The organism is Propionispira arboris (assembly GCF_900109225.1).
Classification (GTDB): Bacteria; Bacillota; Negativicutes; order Selenomonadales; family Selenomonadaceae; genus Propionispira; species Propionispira arboris.
In genome coordinates this window covers 1-23,606 of sequence record NZ_FNZK01000017.1, presented here as the reverse complement: position 1 = coordinate 23,606, position 23,606 = coordinate 1, and the positions used below count along the sequence as shown (strand labels likewise).

At 37.5% G+C, this 23,606-nt stretch carries 21 protein-coding genes and 1 pseudogene; all 22 read left to right on the top strand.

Features of this window, described 5'->3' with window-relative positions:
- Positions 1-255: 255 nt before the first annotated feature.
- The 22 genes and pseudogenes from chvE to BMY14_RS14990 all read left to right on the top strand — a co-directional run bounded on the left by chvE (position 256) and on the right by BMY14_RS14990 (position 23,072).
- Positions 256-1,359 carry a multiple monosaccharide ABC transporter substrate-binding protein gene (gene chvE / locus BMY14_RS15095; RefSeq protein WP_091833537.1) on the top strand — a complete coding sequence of 368 codons (1,104 nt, stop codon included), beginning with the start codon at positions 256-258 and terminating at the stop codon, positions 1,357-1,359.
- Between the two features lie 87 nt (positions 1,360-1,446).
- Complete coding sequence (gene mmsA, locus BMY14_RS15090; protein ID WP_091833535.1) at positions 1,447-2,994, top strand: multiple monosaccharide ABC transporter ATP-binding protein; 1,548 nt, start codon at positions 1,447-1,449, stop codon at positions 2,992-2,994.
- Between the two features lie 4 nt (positions 2,995-2,998).
- Positions 2,999-4,186 (top strand): multiple monosaccharide ABC transporter permease, encoded by a 1,188-nt coding sequence (mmsB, locus tag BMY14_RS15085; RefSeq protein WP_218144912.1) that lies wholly within the window; start codon positions 2,999-3,001, stop codon positions 4,184-4,186.
- A 138-nt stretch (positions 4,187-4,324) separates the two neighbouring features.
- A complete protein-coding gene (locus tag BMY14_RS15080) occupies positions 4,325-4,564 on the top strand; it encodes a hypothetical protein (protein ID WP_091833532.1) in 240 nt (79 codons plus the stop codon).
- A 92-nt stretch (positions 4,565-4,656) separates the two neighbouring features.
- Positions 4,657-5,742: a GntR family transcriptional regulator gene (locus BMY14_RS15075; RefSeq protein WP_091833529.1), complete on the top strand. Its 1,086-nt coding sequence runs from the start codon at positions 4,657-4,659 to the stop codon at positions 5,740-5,742.
- A 134-nt stretch (positions 5,743-5,876) separates the two neighbouring features.
- A complete protein-coding gene (locus tag BMY14_RS15070; RefSeq protein ID WP_091833526.1) occupies positions 5,877-7,334 on the top strand; it encodes a DEAD/DEAH box helicase in 1,458 nt (485 codons plus the stop codon).
- Between the two features lie 49 nt (positions 7,335-7,383).
- A complete protein-coding gene (locus tag BMY14_RS15065; protein ID WP_091833523.1) occupies positions 7,384-8,538 on the top strand; it encodes a polynucleotide adenylyltransferase in 1,155 nt (384 codons plus the stop codon).
- Positions 8,539-8,648: 110 nt separating this feature from the next.
- Positions 8,649-10,403, top strand: a complete 1,755-nt coding sequence (locus BMY14_RS15060; protein ID WP_091833520.1) for an ABC transporter ATP-binding protein — start codon at positions 8,649-8,651, stop codon at positions 10,401-10,403.
- 311 nt (positions 10,404-10,714) lie between these two features.
- Positions 10,715-10,973 (top strand): annotated as a pseudogene (tnpA, locus tag BMY14_RS20905) (IS200/IS605 family transposase); the annotation flags it as partial.
- A 574-nt stretch (positions 10,974-11,547) separates the two neighbouring features.
- Positions 11,548-12,177 carry a hypothetical protein gene (locus tag BMY14_RS15050; protein WP_091833517.1) on the top strand — a complete coding sequence of 210 codons (630 nt, stop codon included), beginning with the start codon at positions 11,548-11,550 and terminating at the stop codon, positions 12,175-12,177.
- Positions 12,177-13,754, top strand: a complete 1,578-nt coding sequence (locus BMY14_RS15045) for a hypothetical protein (RefSeq protein ID WP_091833514.1) — start codon at positions 12,177-12,179, stop codon at positions 13,752-13,754. The genes BMY14_RS15050 and BMY14_RS15045 overlap by 1 nt, the downstream gene beginning before the upstream one ends.
- Positions 13,751-14,347: a hypothetical protein gene (locus BMY14_RS15040; protein ID WP_091833511.1), complete on the top strand. Its 597-nt coding sequence runs from the start codon at positions 13,751-13,753 to the stop codon at positions 14,345-14,347. The genes BMY14_RS15045 and BMY14_RS15040 overlap by 4 nt, the downstream gene beginning before the upstream one ends.
- Before the next feature lie 67 nt (positions 14,348-14,414).
- Positions 14,415-14,939, top strand: coding sequence for a hypothetical protein (locus BMY14_RS15035; protein ID WP_091833509.1), 525 nt, complete (start codon positions 14,415-14,417; stop codon positions 14,937-14,939).
- 91 nt (positions 14,940-15,030) lie between these two features.
- A complete protein-coding gene (locus BMY14_RS15030) occupies positions 15,031-16,107 on the top strand; it encodes a DUF4280 domain-containing protein (protein WP_091833506.1) in 1,077 nt (358 codons plus the stop codon).
- A gap of 192 nt (positions 16,108-16,299) precedes the next feature.
- A complete protein-coding gene (locus BMY14_RS15025; protein ID WP_091833503.1) occupies positions 16,300-16,959 on the top strand; it encodes a hypothetical protein in 660 nt (219 codons plus the stop codon).
- 96 nt (positions 16,960-17,055) lie between these two features.
- Positions 17,056-17,706: a hypothetical protein gene (locus BMY14_RS15020; RefSeq protein WP_091833500.1), complete on the top strand. Its 651-nt coding sequence runs from the start codon at positions 17,056-17,058 to the stop codon at positions 17,704-17,706.
- 95 nt (positions 17,707-17,801) lie between these two features.
- Complete coding sequence (locus BMY14_RS15015; RefSeq protein WP_091833497.1) at positions 17,802-18,461, top strand: hypothetical protein; 660 nt, start codon at positions 17,802-17,804, stop codon at positions 18,459-18,461.
- A 4-nt stretch (positions 18,462-18,465) separates the two neighbouring features.
- Complete coding sequence (locus BMY14_RS15010) at positions 18,466-19,869, top strand: contractile injection system protein, VgrG/Pvc8 family (RefSeq protein WP_091833494.1); 1,404 nt, start codon at positions 18,466-18,468, stop codon at positions 19,867-19,869.
- 188 nt (positions 19,870-20,057) lie between these two features.
- The gene (locus BMY14_RS15005) at positions 20,058-20,243 is read left to right on the top strand and encodes a hypothetical protein (RefSeq protein WP_091833491.1); all 186 of its coding nucleotides are present in this window, start codon (positions 20,058-20,060) and stop codon (positions 20,241-20,243) included.
- Between the two features lie 271 nt (positions 20,244-20,514).
- The gene (locus tag BMY14_RS15000; RefSeq protein WP_091833490.1) at positions 20,515-22,200 is read left to right on the top strand and encodes a hypothetical protein; all 1,686 of its coding nucleotides are present in this window, start codon (positions 20,515-20,517) and stop codon (positions 22,198-22,200) included.
- Positions 22,201-22,205: 5 nt separating this feature from the next.
- A complete protein-coding gene (locus tag BMY14_RS14995) occupies positions 22,206-22,526 on the top strand; it encodes a hypothetical protein (protein ID WP_143063184.1) in 321 nt (106 codons plus the stop codon).
- A 108-nt stretch (positions 22,527-22,634) separates the two neighbouring features.
- Entirely contained in the window at positions 22,635-23,072 is a 438-nt protein-coding gene (locus tag BMY14_RS14990) for a hypothetical protein (RefSeq protein ID WP_091833486.1), read from the top strand.
- Positions 23,073-23,606: the final 534 nt, after the last annotated feature.

Here is a 23,606-nt window from a genome sequence, read left to right as displayed (position 1 = left end):
TTAGAATATTTACATATTTCAAAGAACGCAAAACAATGGAATCGAGTTTTATTTTTTATGATGCAGATTTATGGTTAAAAAAATAGCGTTTGTTTTGGCACGTGGTCAATAATTTGAAGCAGTTTTTATTATATAGAGCAAAATAAATAATCAAAATAAAACAATAGAGGGGGAATAGTCAGCCACAGAGGTTTGATCTATTTATCAGCTTATATATAATATTGGCTAAATGAAGAAATAGGAGGGTACACTTTCATGAAAAAAATGTTAGCTCTTGTATTATCTTGTATTATGGTATTAGCAATTGCTGGCTGCGGCGGTGGCGATAACGCCCCGGCATCAAGCAGCAGCAGCAGTTCGGCTCAAACCGGTGGTAAGAAAATCGGGGTAGCCATGCCTACACAGTCTTCTCAGCGATGGATCGCAGATGGTAAAAACATGAAAGAAAAATTGGAAAAACTAGGTTATACAGTGGATTTGCAATATGCAGAAGATGATGTACAAGCCCAAGTTTCTCAAATTGAAAACATGATAACGAATGGTGCAAACTGTTTGGTTATTGCTTCGATTGATTCGAATGCATTGGTTAATGTATTAGAACAAGCCAAAGCGAATAACATTCCCGTCATTGCCTATGATCGTTTATTAATGGATACAGATAGCGTTTCTTATTATGCAACATTTGATAATAAAGGCGTAGGTGTAGCTATTGGTAAATATATTGAAGACAAAATGGGCTTAAAAGAAGGCAAAGGTCCTTATAACATTGAATTTTTTGCTGGTTCGCCAGATGATAACAATGCACATTTCTTAAATACTGGTGTATTTGAAGTGCTGCAGCCTTATTTGACAAGTGGACAACTCGTATGCGTATCAGGTCAAACTAGTTTTGATGCGATTTGTACATTACGCTGGTCACAAGAAACGGCTCAAAAACGTATGGAAGATATTTTGTCCGGTTACTACAGTACGGGGAAAAATCTTGATATTGTAGTAAGTCCATTTGATGGAATTAGTTATGGGGTTTCAGCAGCTTTAGAAGGTGCTGGCTATAAAGTTGGTCAAAAATGGCCGATGATCACCGGCCAGGATGCTGAACTTATGGCTTCCAAAAATATCTTATCTGGCAAACAATCTATGACAATCTTTAAAGATACTCGTATACTTGCTGATAAATGCGTGAAAATGGTGCAGGCTGTGCTCGAAGGCGGACAACCTGAAATCAATGATACAACTTCGTATAATAACAATAAGAAAATTGTTCCATCCTATTTGTGCAGTCCGGTACCTGTTGATAAAGCAAATCTGCAAAAAGAATTGATTGATTCAGGCTACTATAAAAAAGCTGAACTTGAATAGTAATGTAGAGTTTTAGATGGCTGTCGGCTGGAGGGAGCGTATCCCTTTTCAGCCGGCTCCTACTATCGGGGGAGTTGAACAAAATTTATGGCTGAAATCATACTGGAAATGCGGCATATAACGAAAGACTTTTCGGGTGTTAAGGCTCTGGATGATGTCAATCTAAAAATCAAAAAAGGAGAGATTCATGCATTATGCGGCGAAAATGGTGCGGGAAAATCGACTTTGATGAATGTTCTTTCGGGAGTATATCCTTATGGAACATATACGGGAGACATTATTTATAAAGGTGAAAAGTGTGAATTCAATACAATCCGCAGTAGCGAAAAAAAAGGCATTGTTATTATTCATCAGGAGTTAGCACTCATACCAGCTCTTTCTGTTGCCGAAAATGTATTTTTGGGTAATGAAAACACAACTATTAAAGGTGTTATTGACTGGGATGAAACCGATCGCAAAGCCCGTGATGTTTTAAGTACAATCGGTATGGGGAGCGAAGATTTAAGCCAGCAAGTGCAGAATTTAGGTGTTGGCAAGCAGCAATTGATTGAAATTGCCAAAGCCTTGACAAAAAAAGTCGAACTTTTGATTCTTGATGAACCGACGGCCGCACTGAATGATGAGGAAAGTAATATCTTACTAGAGCTTATGCTGAATTTAAAAAAACAGGGTATTACCTGTATTATGATTTCACATAAATTAAATGAAGTCAGCCGGGTCGCTGATTCGATTACGGTTATTCGTGATGGGCATACGATTGAAACAATCGAAAAAACAGATAAAGCAATCGAAGAGGACCGAATTATCAAAGGCATGGTAGGTCGTGAACTTACAAATCGTTATCCAGACCGCAATAGTAAAATCGGTGAAGTAGTTTTTGAAGTGAAAAATTGGATGGCCTATAGTCCATTGGATTCAAAACGCAAAGTGATCAATGATGTGTCCTTGCATGTTCGTCGTGGTGAAGTGGTTGGTTTTGCAGGTTTGATGGGAGCTGGACGGACGGAACTCGCAATGAGTTTGTTTGGCAAAGCTTATGGCAAAAATATTTCCGGAACCATGATCAAAAATGGTGAAGAACTTCATTTGAAAAGTATCAAGGATGCAATCAATCATAAAATTGCGTATGTATCAGAAGATCGTAAAAAATACGGGTTGGTATTGATTAACGATTTGAAATGGAATATGTCACTGTCAAGTTTGGCATCCAGATTTTCAAAACATACCGTGATTGATTCTAATAATGAAATTCATGTAACCGAAGAGTATCGGAAAAAAATCAATATAAAAGCAAATTCGATTGAACAAATTGTAGGTTCATTGTCAGGTGGAAATCAACAAAAAGTGGTTCTGGCAAAATGGATGTTATCGGAACCAGATGTATTGCTTTTAGATGAACCGACACGTGGAATTGATGTTGGGGCGAAGTATGAAATTTATACGGTAATTAACTCGCTGGCAGATGCGGGTAAAGCAGTTATTGTAATTTCTTCCGAAATGCCGGAGCTATTAGGCATTTGTGATCGTATCTACGTCATTAATGAAGGCGAAATTGCTGGTGAATTGCACAAAAATGAATTTTCACAGGAACGTATCATGAAGATTATTATGAATCACATCGGAAGGGAGAAATAATACAATGAGCAATGAAACTACAATGAATCAAAAAAAACTAGCCATGGCGAATCTCAAACAATATGGTATGATGATTGCCTTATTCGTTATTTATGTAATCTTTCTTATTTTATCTGATGGCAAAAATGCAGCACCAATGAATATTAATAATTTGGTTATGCAAAACAGTTATGTTGTTATTCTTTCCATCGGGATGCTATTATGTTGTTTGACAGCAAATGTTGATTTGGCCGTTGGTTCGATTGTCGCTTTTTGTGGGGCGGCGGCAGCTATTATGGTGTTGGATTATCATATTGCTGTTCCAGTTACCTTCGCAATTGTATTGCTTATCGGTATTTTAGTAGGAATGTGGCAGGGTTTCTTCATAGCTGTGCTTAAAGTCCCGCCATTCATTGTTACGCTGGCTAATATGCTGGTTTTCCGCGGACTAACTATGGTTATTTTAAATGGACAGACGAAAGGTCCGCTGCCTCAAGATTTTACTCAGGTTGGTGCGGGATATCTGCCACAGATCTTTATGCAGGTCGGTGGTACTAAAATAGAAATTTTAGCATTAATAGGTGGCCTCCTGGCTTCCGTAGTGCTTGTTTTATTAGAAATTCGGTCAAGACGCAACAAGTTGAAACATAATTTCGTTGTAGCGCCAATGTGGCAGGTTGTTGCTAAATTGGTGGTTATTATTGGTGTATTGAATTTTATTACAGCTAAGCTTGCTCTTTATATGGGATTACCACTCGTTTTACTTATTATGCTGGCATTGATCATTATTTATTCTTTTATCACCAACGATACTGTGGCAGGACGTCAGGTATATGCCGTTGGCGGTAATGTGAATGCAGCCAGATTGTCAGGAATCAATACAGATAAGGTTATGTTTTGGGTTTATACCAATATGGGACTGTTAGCAGCTTTAGCTGGTATTGTCTTGGCGGCACGTAATGCATCAGCGACGCCAAAGGCTGGTGATACCTTTGAACTTGATGCAATTGCGGCCTGCTATATCGGCGGTGCGGCTGTACAAGGTGGCAGTGGGACGATTACAGGTGCTGTTATTGGTGCTTTGGTAATGGGGATTTTGAACAATGGGATGTCTTTGATTGGTTGGTCGGTTGATATCCAGCGTGTTGTTAAAGGCCTTGTGCTCTTAGCTGCTGTTACGTTCGACTTATATAATAAACGTAAAAGTGCTTAACATTTAAAGATATGTTTCTTTTATGAAAATTAAAATCTGCCTTTTATAACTGCGATAGTTAATAAAAAGGCAGATTTTTTTCTAAAATAGGAAAAATAATTCAGTGTTTTAACTGGAAAAGATTGGGACGATAATTATATGAAGTTTGAATATTTAGCGTTAGTTGGTGCAGCACTGCTTTTGAATAATGTGATTAGTGACATACCCAATGGTTTCAGTTGGCTTATGGCAGGTGATATTTTTATTGCACTAGCAATTTTTTGTGCTTATATTGATTTTTTCATTAAACAATTAAAAAAATACAGAGGGTATTTGCTTAAATTTGCGGGTGTATTTGCAATTATTGGCGTTATTTCTTATATAAAACATTTTGTTTGACAGCAAGCTAGTTTCGGAAAATGAAAACTTTTTTTAATGAGGAGCCGAAGGCAATGCTTTGAAAATAGTGGAACGAAAGGAATTTTGCTTTCATGAATAATAAAAAAGTGCCGAAATATCTAGAAATTGTCAATTGGATCAAATTGCAGATTGCTCAAGGCACGTTAGAAACAGGGGCACGCTTACAGTCAGAAAAAGAACTCGGCGCATATTTTTCTCTCAGTCGTCAGACGGTTCGACAGGCGACGAGTATTCTGGAAAATGAAGGCGTTTTAGAACGCCGCCAGGGGAGTGGTACTTATATTGCGTTAAGCAGAACACCAGTCAGGACTAGTATGAAAAATATTGGTATTATTACAACTTATTTAGATGATTATTTGTTTCCGGGTATTATTAAAGGAATTGATGGTGTTTTGACACAGCAAGGGTATTCTATCCAATTGTCGATTACGTATAATAAAATAGAAAATGAAATGAAAATATTAAACGTATTTATGGAAAACGGCATTGATGGTCTTATCATTGAACCGACAAAAAGTGCGCTGCCGTTGCTTAATCTGGATTTATATAAACAGATTCATAAAAAAGGTATTTCTTGTATTTTTATTAATTCATATTATGAGGAGTTGGCTTTTCCTTTTGTAATGATGGATGATTATGCCTGTGGCAGATCAGCTGCTGAGTATTTGCTCAGTAAAAATCATAAGAGATTTGCCGGAGTTTTTAAATTTGATGATCGGCAAGGGCATTTGCGTTATGCAGGTTGCACGAGTGCTTTAAAGAAAAGAGGCATTTTGCTGCATGAAGAAAATCTTATCTGGTTTACAACAGAGGATTTAGAATTTTTTTGTACCAAAACATTTGAGCAGCTTCTTTTGCAGCGAGTGGCAGGATGCAGTGCGGTTGTTTGTTATAATGATAAAATTGCAATTTATGTAATTGAAGTTTTACGTAAGTATAAATATAAAGTCCCTGAAGATATCTCCATTATCAGTTTTGATAATTCGGATTTAGCTACCAGAAATCCTGTCGGACTCACAACATTTTCGCATCCCAAGCAGGATCTGGGAAAAATGGCGGCAATTAATTTATTAAAATTAATGCATATGGAAAAAATCAATACGGCAGTTAAATTTGCGCCGCAGCTTGTGGAGCGAGAGTCAATTCGTTGTCTGTGATGGGGTATGAAATGGGCAAAAAAAACCAATAAAATATTCTCCTGATATAATCTTTGTCACTATGGTATGATATAGATAGAGTGAGACGAACAGAAACTAAAAGCAAGAGCGTCGGGAAAATGAGGATTATAAAAATGGATGATCAGGAATTAAGCAAGCAATATGGGCTTAGTCAAGAAATAAAAAAAGCATTGCATGACTTGGGGTATGATACGCTTACAGAAGTTCAACAGGCGGTGATACCCTTAGTTTTTGCGCAAAAAGATAGTATTGTTCAGTCACAGACCGGGAGTGGTAAAACGGCTGCCTTTGCGATTCCAATTTGTGAAAAGCTTGTAATTGAACAAAAAAAACCCCAAGTACTGGTTTTGACACCAACCAGAGAATTGGCAGTTCAATTAAAACAGGAAATTTCCAATATCGGCAGATTTAAACGAATACGTTGTGCCGCCGTTTTTGGTCGCCAGCGGATGGAGACGCAGCGCCGTGAACTTCAGCAAAGGGTGCATATTGTGGTTGGTACACCGGGGCGAATGCTGGACCATATTGAACGGGGCAATATCGCTTTGGATGAAATACAGTATTTAATTATTGATGAAGCCGATAAAATGCTCAATATGGGATTTATCGAACAGGTAGATGCGGTTATTAAGGGGCTGCCCGAAAATCGATTAACTTTACTGTTTTCAGCGACGATGCCGGATAAAATTCAACGGATTTGCGAAAAACACATGAAAGATCCGGTTAAAATTGAAATAGAATCGAAGCAGCTTGCTTTTGATGCAATTCATCAGGTTTATTATGAAATTGAAGCAGGAAATAAATTTGGATTGTTGACAAAAATATTATATCTGGAACGACCGGAAAGCTGTATTGTATTTTGTAATCTCCGTGATACGGTGGATCTCTTAGCGGATAAGCTGAAACAGAAGGGATTTTTATGTGGTACTTTACATGGCGGGATGGAGCAAATTGACCGTCTCGATTCGATTCGTGATTTTAAACGCGGCAGGTTTCAATTCCTAGTGGCAACCGATGTTGCCGCGCGCGGGCTGCATATTGATGATATCTCTTTGGTAATCAATTATGACATGCCTGCTGACGAAGAAAGTTATGTTCATCGCATTGGCCGAACAGGACGAGCCGGTCATTTGGGGGCGGCTGTTACATTGGTGACTTATCATGAATATAAAGCGCTGCAGGCGATTGAAAAATATATAGATCATACGATACCGCGAGTGGAACCGCCGGATTATGAAACAGTAGAAGCGGGAAAACAAATTTTTGCCAAAAGGGCACAAAAAGCTCCGGTTTTAAAAGCGGATATCAGTGAAAAATTAAATAAGCAGATTACACGGCTTCGCATTAATGCTGGGAAAAAAAGCAAAATGCGTCCGGGCGATATTTTAGGGGCGATTACTGCAATTGAGGGTGTTAGTGCTGAAAATATCGGCATTATTACGATACAAGATACTTGTTCTTATGTTGAAATATTGGGCGATAAAGGAGCACTTGTCATGCAGGCGTTACTGAAAAGTAAAATTAAAGGAAAAATTCATACGATTAAAGAAGTAGGTTTTTTTTGTAAATAAGAAAAATATATATTGGGGATTTTAAAGAAAGCTGGGGGACAAAGAACAAATGAGTACAAATGGATTAACAGAGCAAACTTTTGCTGAAATGATTGCGGAAAATGGTGGCCGCCTGTTTCGGACGGGGGCTTGTGTTCGTGACAGCTTGCTGGGGATTCGCACAAAGCAAATTGATTTTACCGTGGTTGGAATGGTCAAGAAAAACTTTAAATTGCTGTTTCCACAGGCAAAAGAAAGCGGAACGCCGTTTCCTGTTTTTTACGTAATGGTTGATGGTATCCGTAGTGAAGTCGCATTTGCCAGAACGGAGCAGAAAGCAGACGATGGACAGATTCGCATATCAGCGAAACCTAAAATCGGAATTGAAGTCGACTTACTGCGCCGTGACACCACGATTAATGCGATGGCTAAAGACAGTCTGACCGGCGAAATTATTGATCCATATCAGGGACAAATGGCTATAGGGGCGAAGGTACTTAAAGCGACAAGTTCGGCTTTTACCAATGATCCGTTGAATGCCTTGCGTTTGGCAAGACAAACTGCTCAATTTGGGTTTACAATTGAAACAGACACGCTGGAACTGGCAAGAACGGTTCAAAAAGATCTAATGCAGGTATCACCCAATGAAATGCTGCCAGAACTTGTGATGACACTGTCTGAAGCGAAAGAGCCAAGTCGATTTTTTGCGGTGCTGAAAGATTTGTCCCTATTATCTGTTGCTTTTGCAGAACTTGCTGCACTACCAATGGATAAATTTTCTGCGAGTATGCTGGGGCTGGATGCAGTTGCTAATCTTTCACAGAATTCAAAAGTTCGTTTTGCTGCACTAGGTTTTGCTTTGCCTAAAGAAGGCTTTTCTGCGTGGTCAGAGCGGATGAGTTTGCCAGCAGACTGGGTTGAGGCAGCGAGTACGTTCAGTGAAGGCATTCGTATTCTCGTGCAGAGACGACCCGCTGATTTTGTTGATATGATTTTAAAGCTGCGGCGCGGTGCGTTAGATGTAACAGAATTTGATTTGATTACGCAGGCCGTTGCTTTTAATATTCCACAATTACAAGAATTTAAGGATAATATGGCTCTGCCCAAAGGTGAAGTTGTGCCGACTGAATTAAAAGGAACGGAAATTCGGGCTTGGGTCAAAATGAAACAGGTTGAGGCGGTAGCGAAAAAAATGCAGTGTCTTCTTGAAAAGAAAGTGGAATAAGAACTATGATCATGATAGACTAATATGGATGGTTTTATTCAACATTTTTCGCAGATCCAGCTAAAGGATCTCTGTGAAACCATATAAGTTTATAAATGGCGGAGGATTTTATGTCTATTTTTAAAACATTTATTCAATATTATAAACCATATCAACGTTTATTTTATTGTGATCTATTTTGTGCGTTTGTAGTATCCGTTATTGATTTGGCGTTTCCACAGTTGCTGTATTTTCTTACGCATGGAATCTTTACCCCTACAACGAGTGGAATCTGGCATATTATAAGCTGGGTTGGTATCGGGATGCTTGTAATGTACAGTATTCGTTATGTGTGTCAGTATTATATTACAACGTGGGGACATATTATGGGGGCGCGTATGGAAAGTGATATGCGTCAGGATTTGTTCAACCATTATCAGCGGCTGTCTTTTTCGTATTATGATAGAAATAACACGGGCGAGATGATGTCCAAATTGGTATCGGATTTATTTGATATTTCGGAACTGGCGCATCATGGTCCGGAAAACATTTTTATTTCTACTGTAAAAATATTAGGATCTTTTTTGCTGTTGCTGTTTCTTAATGTACAAATGACATTGATTTTATTTGTCATTACAGTATGTATGGTCGCCTTCAGTATTCATAAAAACAGGAAAATGAAAGCAGTTTTTATGGATAATCGGAAAAAAATTGCGGGTGTCAATTCAAGTGTACAAGATAGTTTGTCTGGGATTCGGGTTGTGAAATCATTTGCCAATGAAGAATTAGAACGAGCAAAATTTAGTGGCAGTAATTTACAATTTTTGGATTCTAAAGAAAATAGTTACAAAGTGATGGGGAGTTTTGTCGCGGGAAATGCTTTTTTTCAAGGTTTATTATATACGGCAATTTTAGTCAGCGGTGGTTTTTTTATTGCGAATGGCAGCCTGCAAGTTACTGATTTAGCAGTATATGCCTTGTATATCGGCATTTTCTTGAACCCAATAGATGTATTGATTAATTTTACTGAACAACTGCAAAAAGGCTATTCTGGTTTTAAAAGATTTATGGAAGTGGTTAAGACAACCCCGGAAATTGTTGACAAAGAAAATGCGGTTTCGCTTCATGATGTTACAGGGCATATAGAATATAAGGATGTTTCGTTTCACTACGATGAAAATGCTGGCATATTGCAGAATGTGAATGTCTTGATTCCCGCAGGAAAAACAATTGCATTGGTAGGACCATCCGGTGGCGGAAAAACAACCTTATGTTCACTTTTGCCAAGATTTTATGATGTTTCAGCAGGGGCTGTTTTGATTGATGGCAAAGATATACGCGATGTTACGTTGAAATCGCTGCGCGATGCCATTGGTATTGTTCAACAGGATGTATATATGTTTGCTGGTAATATTCGTGATAATATCGCTTATGGAAAACCGGAGGCGACACAGGCAGAAATTATTGCCGCAGCAAAAAATGCGAATATCCATGATTTTATTATGTCGTTGGAAGATGGGTATGAAAGTTATGTTGGGGAACGTGGTACAAGACTTTCTGGTGGCCAGAAACAACGCATTTCAATTGCCCGTGTTTTTTTGAAAAATCCGAAAATCCTTATATTGGATGAAGCTACATCGGCTTTGGACAATGAAAGTGAACGATATATTCAAGCTTCTTTGGAACGTCTTTCCAAAGATCGTACGACGATTGTAGTGGCGCATCGCCTCAGTACAATTCGCAATGCTGACGAAATTCTGGTGATGAATCATAAAGGAATTCAAGAATCAGGTTCACATGATTCTTTGCTGGCACGCGGCGGGTTATATGCAAAATATTATAAAATGCAATTCGAGGGACTTGATGAATTAAAGGAAGACTCATAATTCACGTAAAAACCGGTTATTATAAAATGTAACATTTTATAATAACCGGTTTTTTTGGCAAATTTGTCCTTATACAGAACTTTGCAGAGGATATACTGAATCAGTCAGGTGACGGTCCTGTTTTCCGCGGAGATAGCGACAAGCTTATATGGAAGTGGATATTATAATATTAATGAAAATCTTAATCCCCCAGCTATGCTGGGGAGAACAGAGTAAGCAGAAGCGTTACTGCGGGTGAATTGAAAAAACCTCCTGTGTTAGTATGATAATGGTGTCGCAAGCTAATATCATAAAACATAGGAGGATCCCGAATGGACAGCTCAAGCTTAGCACATACAAAATGGAAATGCCAGTATCACAGTATTTATACCGAAGTACAGACGGAAAGTTTTGTACGGGAAAATAAAGGTGGATGTACGAGAAATATTAATAAGGCTCTGCAAATATAAAAATGTGAAAATAATTGAAGGTGCAGTATGTGCAGATCATGTACATTTATGCGTAAGTATTCCGCCGAAATTGAGTGTAGCAGAATTTATGAGATACTTGAAAGGGAAAAGTGCAATAATGACTTGAGTGAAATAAAAAAAGTTTGGAAATTAAAGGAAAATCAAAGGAAGGGATATTATGATAATAAATATAAAATTATAATATCTTTTTTGTGTGTTTTATAACCGACGGATTGCAGTAAATATATAGTTGTTACAATATCCAAGTCTTTTTGCCTATGTAAATTAAAAGGAAATAAGTGTATACTGATTTTTTATAGATAGTATGAATCAACATTATTAAAATGTATTGATTCATAAGATTCAGAAGCTTGCTTCTTATTTAAAAAGCGAAGCTTTCTTGCTTGGTAAGACTAGAATAAAGATTCATTTATAACGTTTGTAGTAAACTGTTTTGTAATAAAATGTACAACAATAGATACGAAAAGATGTGATAAAGATTTGAAACGGTTAACCAAGAGGCACGGAAATTACGAATTCATAAAGAATGATATAGGGTGATTTTTCATAAGGCGATTAAACTGATTTGATAGTTAGTTTGTCGTCTTTTTTTCGTGTCATAAAAAGTTAGTATACATATTTTGTAAGAAATACAAAAATTTTGCTAAGCAGATGCAAAGGAGCGCGAAAAGGTTATGACTGAATATGCAGATGAACAAATCCGTCGTGTAATTAATCAGGTGGAAAAACAGGAGCAAATCCAAAGTCAAAATATCTATGAGGGTGTAACAATCAATAATCAATACTATGAATTTGAAGAGCGCATTTTTTTTGATGATCAGCTAAAAATCTATATCCCTACTGTATTTGAAGATATGCCAGCAGAGTTTGCCCGGCTGAAATATCCATCAGAAGATCGACCTAAAGTTATCCAAACCGATAGTACAGGCGGTATCAACATTACCTTAAGCTGCATTCCGAATGGTATTACGGATGAAAACATTCCCGAAGTAAAAGATGGAGTAAAAGCCCTTCTTATAAAGTTAAATCCTTCCTATCTATTTATTGAAGAGGGAACTGAAACTGTTGAAGAAAAAACAGTTGGTTTTATAGAATTCAAAAGCCCCACGCTTGGTCAACCATTGTACCAGCTCAGATTCTTTCGAGAAATGGACGGTAATGTACTTATGGGGATTTTCAGCTGCAGGTTTGATGATTATGCTGCATGGCGTCCATTAGCACATCAAATAATGAAGTCGGTGCGCGTGATTCCTAAACCGATACTAGGAGACGAGAACAAAACTTTGCCAGGAGGAGGTATATAATGGAAAACTATGAACAGCAAGCAGTGGAAGCCTTGGCGAGTGCCGGTAAAGCTATCAGCTGGCACAGTGTACACTTTTCTCCCTATGAATTTAAAGATATCCTGACTTTGAAAATCACTCAAGAAATTAACGAACATGCCAAGCTATATATCAATGGTACGCTGCCAGATATCGTAACCGAACAAAAACAGGACTATGTACAGACTACTACTGAAAATACACCAGTAACATTGAAATATATTGACGGCAAAGGAACTGAAAAAATTCTGTTTAAAGGATTCGTAACAAATATAAGTCAAAGGACTGTGGCTGGATTAAGACACCTCGATATTGAAGCTAGTAGCTTTAGCTATCAGTTAGATGTAATAAAACATAATCGTTCCTTTCAACGAGAAGGCGAGCCATATAGCTATATTTTTGAAAGGGTGAATTCTCTAGCACGTGAATATGTGCCGAATTTGAAAGACGACGTGGTTACTACTGAAGACAACTTGGATGAAGCAAGCACTGAATGTCTGGTCATACAGTATCAAGAAAGTGATTGGGAATTTTTAAAGCGGCTGGCATCCCATTTTAACCTCGGCTTGACGCCAGATATCACTTTCGATAGTCCAAAAGTCTATTTTGGTCTGCCACCGCAGCCACGGCAAGAAGATGATCAAGACCAAAACGGTAATACTGGTGAGGAAAATAGCAATCAAAAGCAAGAATCTACAGGGCCAGAGCTAAATGTGTCAGACTATAAAATTCATCGGAATATGAAAGCTTACGCAGTAGCCAGCAAGAATAACCGAAAAAACAGTGGTGTAGCGTTTAGTGAAAATGACTTTACCTACTGTGAAGCCAAATCATTGGATCTTCTACAGCTCGGGCAAATGGTAACTTTTTTAGGATTGACCTGGTACATAAGATCCATACAGACTGTCATGGAAAAAGGTGCTGTAAACAACACCTATATTCTTACAACAAAGCAAGGCTTAATGCAAGATGATCTATATAATACCAAACTGGCGGGAATATCTCTGCATGGCGTAGTAAAAGAAGTATCCAAAGACCAAGTAAAAGTGCATATCACCGAAATTGACGAAGAATGGGATGATGGCGGAACCTGGTTTTTCCCCTATACCACGGTCTATTCCTCGCCAGATGGCAGCGGTTGGTACTGTATGCCTGAGATTGGCGACAATGTAAGAGTATACTTCCCCGGCAATAAAGAAGAACAGGCTGTGGCCGCAAGTTCGGTTAATCTTACTCCTTCGAAGCGTGGTAAGCGGGACGATCCTGACACTAAAATTCTTAGTACCGTATACGGAAAACAAGTGATTCTCAATCCTGGCGGCATCGAAATTATTGCCAATGATAATTTACTCATGACGTTGACAGACGATGGTGGTGTAACCATCAAAAGTGATAAAAAGATTACGCTAGAAGCTGAAGAAGATATTGAAATAACTAGCAAGACCAGTAAAATAGCAATAAGTGGTATGGAAGAAATTAGTATACAACAAGGTGCTGGTGAAATTAACCTTAAAGGAGATATCAATCTCAGAGGGGCAAAGGTTAACGTACAGAAATGATCCATGAAAAACTAATACAAGAGTTTATAAAAGCCCAAACAGAAGGCTGGGCAGAAGAAGATTTTCCGGCAATAGAACAAGTCCTTTTTGCGAACAAGAAAAGTATATTGAACGATTTATCAACTGCTATCAAGCAAGTTTGTTGTCAAGCCAGTATACAACAAGCTGCAGGAATAAAAGGACCAGCTGCAGGGATCTGTATTTCTTTTTTACGTACGAATATCATGGATGATATTTGGGAATACCGAGTGGATTTGTATGATGAAAAATTTTTCCTTGATCCGACGGAATGCTGTGCTGTCTATAAAATGGATTTTGTCTGGCAATATCTAAGAAAACGTTTGGAGCGCTTGGCTGTTGCAGCCAAGACAGGCATGTATGCCCATAAGGTTCGCCCGGTACATTTAAAAAAAGTAAAACTAAACATGGCTGAGGAATATCATATAATTGCCACGACGATTACTCAAGTAGCGATTGGTGAGGCAATTAAAATACCAGAATATGATGCACTGCAGAAAATGGACAACTTAAAAATTACGATGGGAGAATATTGGGGTTCAAATATACTTATCTATGAAGAAACTAAAAATTGAAACAGATGATACCAATACATTTGAATAAAATTCTCCCCCAAATATGATTAAAGAAGAGGATACTAGAATGGAATATTTTCGTTTGAGGCAAGATGGGGACTATGTAAATGCTCCTGTTATTCCTGATGTAATCAAACAGATCCAACGACGGTATGTTACGCCAGAAGATGCTGATAAAATTGATGATATTACTGTATTTAATCTGGCAAATCATGATGATATTGATTTCATTGATCTGCTTAATCGGCAGCTTTTTCTTCTATCAAATTTATTAAAAGATACTGTCAAACTTTATGTGCCTAAGCTACTTTGCAAAAAAGTACTATTGATAAGCTCGGCAAAACAAATGCAGATGCTTTATTACTTACCAATTTTTCAGGCGGTGGACTGTATGTCAGACAAAAGCAGTATGACACCGGACAAAAGTGTGGTCAAAGAATTGGTGTTAAAAGCAACAGCAATACCGAATAAAGCAATATTTAAAGTCAAGCACAGTTATGAAACAATTATCATCGCGCGTCTTGATGCCGCGGAAAGTATTATGCGGAGAGACTTTCGGGGAATTAAAATGGAACGGGTTGAGCTGGAATAAAAAATGTAGTGCAAGGTGACTTATAAATTGAGATTTTAAGCACATGGATATTATTTTTATACTTTGAGTTACAAATAGGAGTGGTGTCAAAATGGGCAAGAACTATATTGTCGAAGGGGCAACCGTGCGGTGTAATATGGGAGAAAAACCTACACGACTTCAATTGCCAAAGGATCACGGGATGTATTTTATGGGCAAGCCCTTATTAAATGAACAAGATTGTGTTGCTGGCGTTAACGTGCTGCCTTTTGGCCATTGCAAGCGCATAGGTACCTGTAAGCCGTTATTGTCTTTCAAATGGGAAGAAACACAAAGTGATACCAAAATTGACGAGCATCCTGGGCTGATTATGGATTCCCTTTTAGGGTGTTATTGTGGTGGGTGTATTACTATAAAAGATGATGGGCAAAACATTATTTCTGCTGCAAGTGCAAATATAAATTGGGATGAGATTTTTGCTGCTAATAATGGTGCTGCCATGGTGCTTGATAATAATTCGGCGTACGTACCTAATTTCAGTCCTAATGATAATTCGCTTTTGGCAATGTCGAACAGAACATTCTGGAAAAGTGATAGTGGAGATTTCCAAGCGGCTAATACTATCCCCACAGTAGAAACTGGAATTGGATTGTTTGGAGATGCAAAAGTAGCACGTACAAAGCGGACTGCGCAGGAAGAACTTTTTGGTAAGAGCAGAGAAGAGAATGAGTGGGCTAAACGTTCCAGAAAAGTGCGAGTGAGAGAAATGGAAAACCGTATGAACGGAGTAAAAGGGTTTGAATATGCTGGTAAACTTGGCAAATTGACAAATGCGTCAGCTTATATCATTACTCCTATGGCAGATATTTATAGTAATTGGCATGATCCAAATTCAAAAATTTTATCCACTAAGTGTGCTGCAGACGTTGGAACAGATATGGCAATAGCGTGGGGGTCTATTGAAATAAGTACATTTATCGGTGGAGCTATTGGAGGACCCGTAGGGGCGGTAGTTGGATTTGGCATAGGACTTATTATTAATGAAGGCCTTGATGGACTAGTCATTGATGACAAAACACCACGAGCCTATTTACAAGGCGGAACAAAAACTGTAATAGAGAATATGGAAAAAATATGGGATGGACCTTCATTGCCTAATGATGTTTATGAAAAAACCATTATTAAATAATCAGAGGTGCGTTAATGGAATAAATTAGCTGTTTTAGGAATTGGGACGCTTCATGGGTCAAATATTAAAGGTAAAAATTACGAGTATATTTAAAGGGTGGGGAGAAATCTATAATTGAGAGTATGAAAAAATACTTATCTCCCTAGATATAGTGCGATTTTATAAAATAAGGTCTTATAGATGGGAGACTATATGGATAAGGATAAAATAAATAGTGTGCTTCAATATTTGGATATAGCTACTGAGGGGGAAAAAATCAATAAAATCGCTCTTCCGCTATTAGCACTCGAAGCAATATGCTGCGCTGTTTTTGCTGAGAGGATAAGTTTTTTTACTACGTTTTCATTTTCGGTGGTTGTGTTTATGATTATGCTTATGTGGGGATTGAACATAAATAGAAATAGTAAGTCGTTATTTCTGTATCTTGGGGTAGGTGGCGGACTATGGTCGTTATGTTTGATACTAATAGCAGTAGGTAGTAGTAAGTTAGATTTATTTTACGGTTGTGTATTATTTATAATAATGATGTTAATTAATATATCAACGGTTATATGTCTTGTAAAAATCAATGCAAGGAAGATTTTAAACGTAACGGGTAGTTGTGGAGATAAAAAATATCCAGACTCTTTTTATAAAGTAGTTGGTGTGATAGGCATGTTACTTGGCAGTATTATAGTAAAAATTCTAAGTCCGCAGGCAAATAATGTTGTACTGGTTCTGTGCGGAGTTTTTACGAGTTATGGGTGCTTGTATATGGCTATCCGATGTTTTTACAAACACATCATCAGAAAAAAATACAATCTTGATGAATTGCTAAAACAGCAAAAGTTACAACCAGCCAGAAAGCGGTGAAGCAATGTCAGCAATTAGTTATGACAAAATAAAAGTAATCAAAATACAGTTCGTTTAGAAACGATGAGATATTGCCTATTGCAATTGGAGCATGAAATGGAAAAAGATGAAATAAAATGGGTGTGTCAATATTTAAATATTCCTACAGAAGAAAAAAAAATAAGTATAACCTATTTTCCGTTATTGGTATTGGAAGGAATTGCTTGTGTACTGAATTACAAGAATATAGGTTTTGATATTTCAATTTCTTGTGCATTTATTATTTTTTTAAGTATGTTTATTTGGGGAGAATATATAAGAGTAAACAGTAAGTTTTTATTCTTGTATCTTGGCGTAGAATTTAGTTTATGGTCTTTATGTTGTATGTTAGCAGTATGGGGAATTAGTGGGATTGGTTTGTGGCAAGGGTTAATCGTGTTTACTACATTTTTGTTGTTTAGTATATTAGCGAATATCTATCTTGTAAAAAGGAATGAAGGGAACATAATAAACGGGAACAGTAATTGTGCTGCGGATTTACCAAAATCTATTTATGGAGCCTGTGGCCTGTTTGGCCTGTTAACTGGTTCGATTGTATTAAAATTTCTTAATCCAGACGGAAAAAATTTATTGGGAGAAATGTCTTTTGGTATAGCGTTTTATCTTATTCAATATGTTGCAATCAGAACCTTTTACAAACATATCATTAGAATGCGATATAAGATTGATGAAGTTTTAAATCAGCAAAAGCAAAAGAAAAAACGGTGAAATAATGTCAGTAATTAGTTATGACAAAATAAAAGTAATCAAAATACAGTTCGTTTAGAAACGATGAGATCTTCCTATTGAAATTGGAGAATAAAATGGAAAAAGATGAAGATAAGCTTGTAGATAAATTTTTGAATATTACCACCGCCCAAAAATGGATAACTGGAATGTATCCTATGTTGGCTTTTCTGGAAGTGTTTGTCTGTTTAACTTATATTAGTATAAATTTAGCGATTTCAGTTCCCTGCGCAGTGGTTATTTTTTTTAGCATAGTCATTTGGGGAGAGATAATAAAAGAAAATAATAAGTTTTTGTTCCTATATTATGGGATGGAAAATAGTTTACTGTCTTTGTGTTGCATGTTGATAGTATTGGCAATTAGTCACCTTGATTTTTTCTATGGTATTATAGCTTTTATTGCAATGCTGTTGCCGAGCATACCCTGCAATATTTATTTTGCAAAAAGACAGGCACGAAAAATGTTAAGTGGACAAGACAGCATGGATGATATGAAGCTAAAGCCTTTTGTTAAAATTGCTTGTTCACTTGGTGTATTAATTGGAATCATTGAAATGAGAATTTTAAGTGCTGATGGTAAAACTTTAGTGGGAGTAGTGTGTTTCGGCATAATGTTTTATATGTTTCAGGGGTTTGCAATCAGTGAGTTTCATAAAGAGATTATCAGAAGAAGGTATAACATCAATATCAATAATTTGCTAAAGCAACAGAGTATAAAGCCAGCCAGAAAGCGGTGAAGCAATGTCAGCAATTAGTTATGACAAAATAAAAGTAATCAGTCCTTGGGACATTCAGTCAATTTATGAACTAAAAATCACGAATAAATTAAATGAACACGGGGAACTACAGCTTACGGCACTTATCAGCGAAGCATCAGGGAAAAGTGCAGGTCTGCAGGAAACGATAACCGATCAAATTCAAGTAATTATTATTGATGAAACAAATACCAAGGCGATCTTTAAGGGGCGGTTAAAGGACGTTGATATCAGCGTGACGACAGGTGTGTATACCCTACAGGCGTCAGCACTTTCCGAAAGCTCTATAATGGATGAGGAGAAAAAAAGCCGGTCCTTTCAGAATACCAGTCTGAACTATTCTGATATAGTAGAAAAAGTTACGCAGGACTATTCTGGTAAAAGTTTTCAACTCACCGCAGATAAAGTAGTGATTGATGGTCCGATTATTCAATATCAAGAAACGGACTGGCAGTTTATAAAACGTATGGCATCTTTAATGGAAACCGTTATTGTAGCCGATGGCGAGGTACAGGATCAAATTTTTTCGTTTGGTTATCCAAAAGGAAAAAATAAAACATTGCCTAAGGATATTGCTTATAAATCAGGAAAAAACATAAAAGCATTCTATGAAGACGCTGGATATAATTCCCATCTTATTTCTAACGAATATACGTATTATGAAGTAGAAAGTCACGATGAGTTGAATATTGGTGATCAAGTTACCTTTCTGGAGTATGAAATGTATGTGGGAGCTGTAACGATTGAGCTAATACAGGGCTTATTAGTATATCGTGCCACACTGGTGCGCAAAATGACACTTAGACAAAATCCAATCTACAATAGCAATATACAAGGAATCAGTTTAGAAGGAATAATTTTGGACTTGCAAAATCAGTCTGTTAAATTACAGCTGAATATTGATCAAGAACAAGATGAAGCCACTGCATATTGGTATCCTTTTGTACCACTGACTACAGATATGATGTATCTAATGCCGCAAATTGGCACAAATGCAAGTCTCTACATACCAGGACTTAAAGAGCAAAATGCAATAATTACCGGCTGTGTAAGAAGTAATGGGGCAAGCTGTGAAGATACCAGTGACTCCAATAATCGATTTATGGGTACGGAATATGGTCAGGAACTAAAAATCACTCCTGGCGGCATATATCTCACAGCAGGCCGTGACAATCTGATACTTACGTTTGATGATGAAACGGGCATCAATATATCTAGCCATAAGGGCATCGTGATGGAAGCAAAAGAAGAAATTATGATTAAGTCAGGGAAAAAAGTAGCTTTAAATGCTCCTAGCCAAGTGCTGATGAATACACCTACTAGTTTCGTGTCTATGGAGAATGAGATGTACTTTTGTGCGCCTAACGTACATGTGAACCGTAATGGATGATGCAGTGTATTAAGTCAATTGGTTGTAGGTGCAATTTCGCTTAAACGCGTGTGGATGTGTTAGGGGCGTAGTTCGCATAAGAGTTTTATTTAAAAATATTAATAATGAAAAAGTATTTCTAAAACAGAAATTATTTTCTACTGCATTGCTGTTTTTGCAATGAATCTAATATACTAGGGAGTTTATATATGGGTGAAACAATTTATTATATTGTTGAGATTCTAATATTTTCAAGCATGGCGGCATTGGCGCTTTTTAAACCGAAATTTGTAGCTGAAAATATTTTAAAGTCGGATTCCAACATACTGCGCATATTTATGGTAATAGTAGCGCTGCTTAATGTTGCCAGATGCTTTTATGAACTTTTTAAATAAATGAACAAAAAAGTCAAGATGAGGTCTTGGCTTTTTTTATGGAAAACTGCAAGAAACAACCGAAGACCAGATAAGGGTCTATACCGATGATGGTGAAACTAAAAGCTGGCTATTTAAAGGACGGCTTAAAAACGTAAAGGTCAGCGTTAGAACGGGACTTTATACGATAACAGCCTATTTCCTCTCCGAAACCTCCGTTTTTGACAGTGAACAAAAAAACCGCTCTTTTCAAGATACTAGTCTTACATATAATGATATAGCCGCTAAAATCATGGAGGACTATCCAGACAAAAGCTTTGAACTGACAGCCGATCCAGTAAATATTGACGGTCCACTTATTCAATACCAAGAAACCGACTGGCAGTTTATCAAACGGTTAGCCTCCTATCAGGAAACGGTCATCGTACCGGACGTCACCATGGACAATCAAATCTTTGCCTATGGCTATCCAAAAGTTTATGGAGAAAAGACACTGCCGGACGATATTGCCTACAGCAGTGGTAAAGACATTAAAGCCTATTATACCGATTACGACTATAATCCCAACCTTATTGAAAATGAATATACCTACTTCGAAGTCGAAAGCTATGATGAACTCACCTTTGGCGATAAAGTTACCTTTCATAACTACGAAATGTATGTTGGTGAAGTGACGATTGAACTAAAAAAAGGGCTATTGGTTTATAATGCAACACTAGTAAGACAGCCAACAATTCGGCAAAATCCAATTTATAACGAAAAAATACAGGGCAATAGCATAGAAGGCACCGTACTAGCGGTACAAAACCAAGAAATAAAACTGCATCTAAATATTGACCAAGAACAAGATGAAGATACTGCTTACTGGTATCCCTTTGTACCGCCAACTACAGACATGCTGTACCTTATGCCACAAATCGGTACAAATGTGAGTCTCTACATACCAGGACTCAAAGAACAAAACGCCATCATTACTGGCTGTGTACGAACCAATGGTGCAGAATGTGAACAGACCAGTGATCCGAGTACCCGTTATCTGGCAACGGAATACGGACAAGAAATGAAACTCGCGCCAGGTGGTATCTACTTTACCGCAGGACGCAATGACCTTGTACTCACTTTCGATGACGAAGAAGGCGTGACTATATCCAGTCACAAAGGAATCTTGCTCGAAGCGGAAAAAGAAATTATTATCGATTCCAAGACAAAAGTAACATTTAGCTCTCCGAATCAAATAAAAATGATTACACCAACGGGTGGGTTTTCGATAGAAAATGAAATACATTTTAATAATATGAAAACCATTGTTGATTGTGCGGATGAATCTGAGCTGCCGCTTGTTGAACAACCATTAATGCAGGAAGAAAAACAGTCATATGTTTTAAATAAGCCAGGAACAGCAGAAGAGCCGGGGATAGACTGGGGAAGCATTGTGTCATCTGCAAAAGGTGCTATAGCAATTATACAATGGAAAGAAGTAATTGGGGGTGCTGCACAATTTGGAGGAGGTTTTTTTCAGAGGGAAGTGGGCGTATTGATGGGACAAACTGGTACCCTCGGAGGCCTGATCTCAAGCGGGCTTGATTCAGTTCCATGTTGGGGCCTTGTCGGTTTGGGAGCAGGTGTATATGTCGATGGTGTGAATAGCATGTATGCAGGAGGGACACGGATGTATTATGGATTATTGGGCAAGACAGATGGGGAGAAAAATATATTGAAAGAAAAAGAGGGAGAATCAATTTATAATACTACACAACTGGTTATAGGTGCATATTCAATTAATCATGTGGTAAGCGCGGGTCTTAGTAAAATTCCTTATGGTGCAAATGGTATCGCCAAAATTGGGTGTTATCTTGATGAGGTAACTGCGAGCGGGAAATCACTGGTCTCTCATGACTTAGATTTGATTAACTTAGAAGAGACCTTTAGGGGCATACTGCCTAAGCAAGACGGCCCTGCAGTTGAGGAGAAAGGTTGACCAAGATGTTAGAACGATTAAAAACTGTATTTCTAAAACGATGGAAACGTTTCTTATTTTTTTATTTTATTGCATGTATTATGACAATGTATGAAACGGGTATTTCTAATATATACTATCTAATGCCAGTTAAGATCTTGCTGGCTTGGGGACTGACATGTGATAACGGGCATTTTGGGGGACCGTCCTTTTATCGTAATTTAATCATAAATTTTATTATAGGAATTATCTTGATGGTACTAGCGATGGTACTAGTACCGTTGGTATGTTTTATTTTAGGTATAGATTCTGCTCTATTTGTGGGTAGTGTGTTTCCTTCTAAATAAAAAACGATGCTGAAAAAGCAGAGCTTTATCAGGAGGAGACGAACTGCAATATGATAAAGAACAAGGACAAAAAGATAATAAGTAGCTAAACGAACGGGAGAAATTAAAATGAGTATTATGGAAAGTGTTGCTGTGGCACTTCATTACCCCAGTATACAATTATTTTATAAAGACATATACGATATAACATGGTATGGTGGACTTTTCATACTTTTCGGATTGATGTATTTACGGTATAAAAAAATGATAAGTTTTATTACCTTAAAATGTTTAGGAATGATGACAGTAATAGTTACTATAATTGGTGCAGATTTATATGTTGGCTGGGGCTGGATAGATTTATTTTTCATATTCATGGTGTATATATCCCTTGAAGCGTTTGAAGGTGAAATGCAGAAAGAAGAGGAAAACCGACAAAATAATTCTCAAGTATTAGATGGCGAGCATAAAAAGGAAAAAAGAAAATTATCCCGAACCGCCAAAGCGTCATTTAGTGTATTTATCATAGCGTCAGTGATAAAGGTAATACTAAGTTATTTGAGCTAGTGTGAAAGAAACACTTTGTATTGAGGAAACAAAATACGGAAGTGTATACTCAGTATATGAATAACTGCTATGCTTACTTACAGATTAAAAGACAAAGTTCACGCAGGTACTATCTCCTAAAAGCACAAAAAAACATGATTTTCACAATAAAAAAATCATGTTTTAGCCTATTTTTACTTGCAATCGTTACGAAGTGTAATATAATTAGAGATAGGTGGAAATTAAAAAAGTCGCCGTGTCCCAAGAGTGTTGAAGCACTCTTAGGCACGAGCAGGTGTACTGGCACCTACACGTAACAGCTAGCTGTCTACGACGACAATTTATTATACCGTGCTTTTCCTTGGGTGACAAGGGAGATGGTTTGTTCGGTATGCTGGAATTGAAGTTTTGACAGGAGCTTAGCGTCTGCATGCAATTAAGATATAGCAAAGCGCATGTGTAGGTTGAATAAACCCGCGCATGCGCTTTTTTGATTTCCCCTGAAACAAACTGTAGGGTGGGTTCCTTTATTGGATTACAATAGAGAAACCCCTT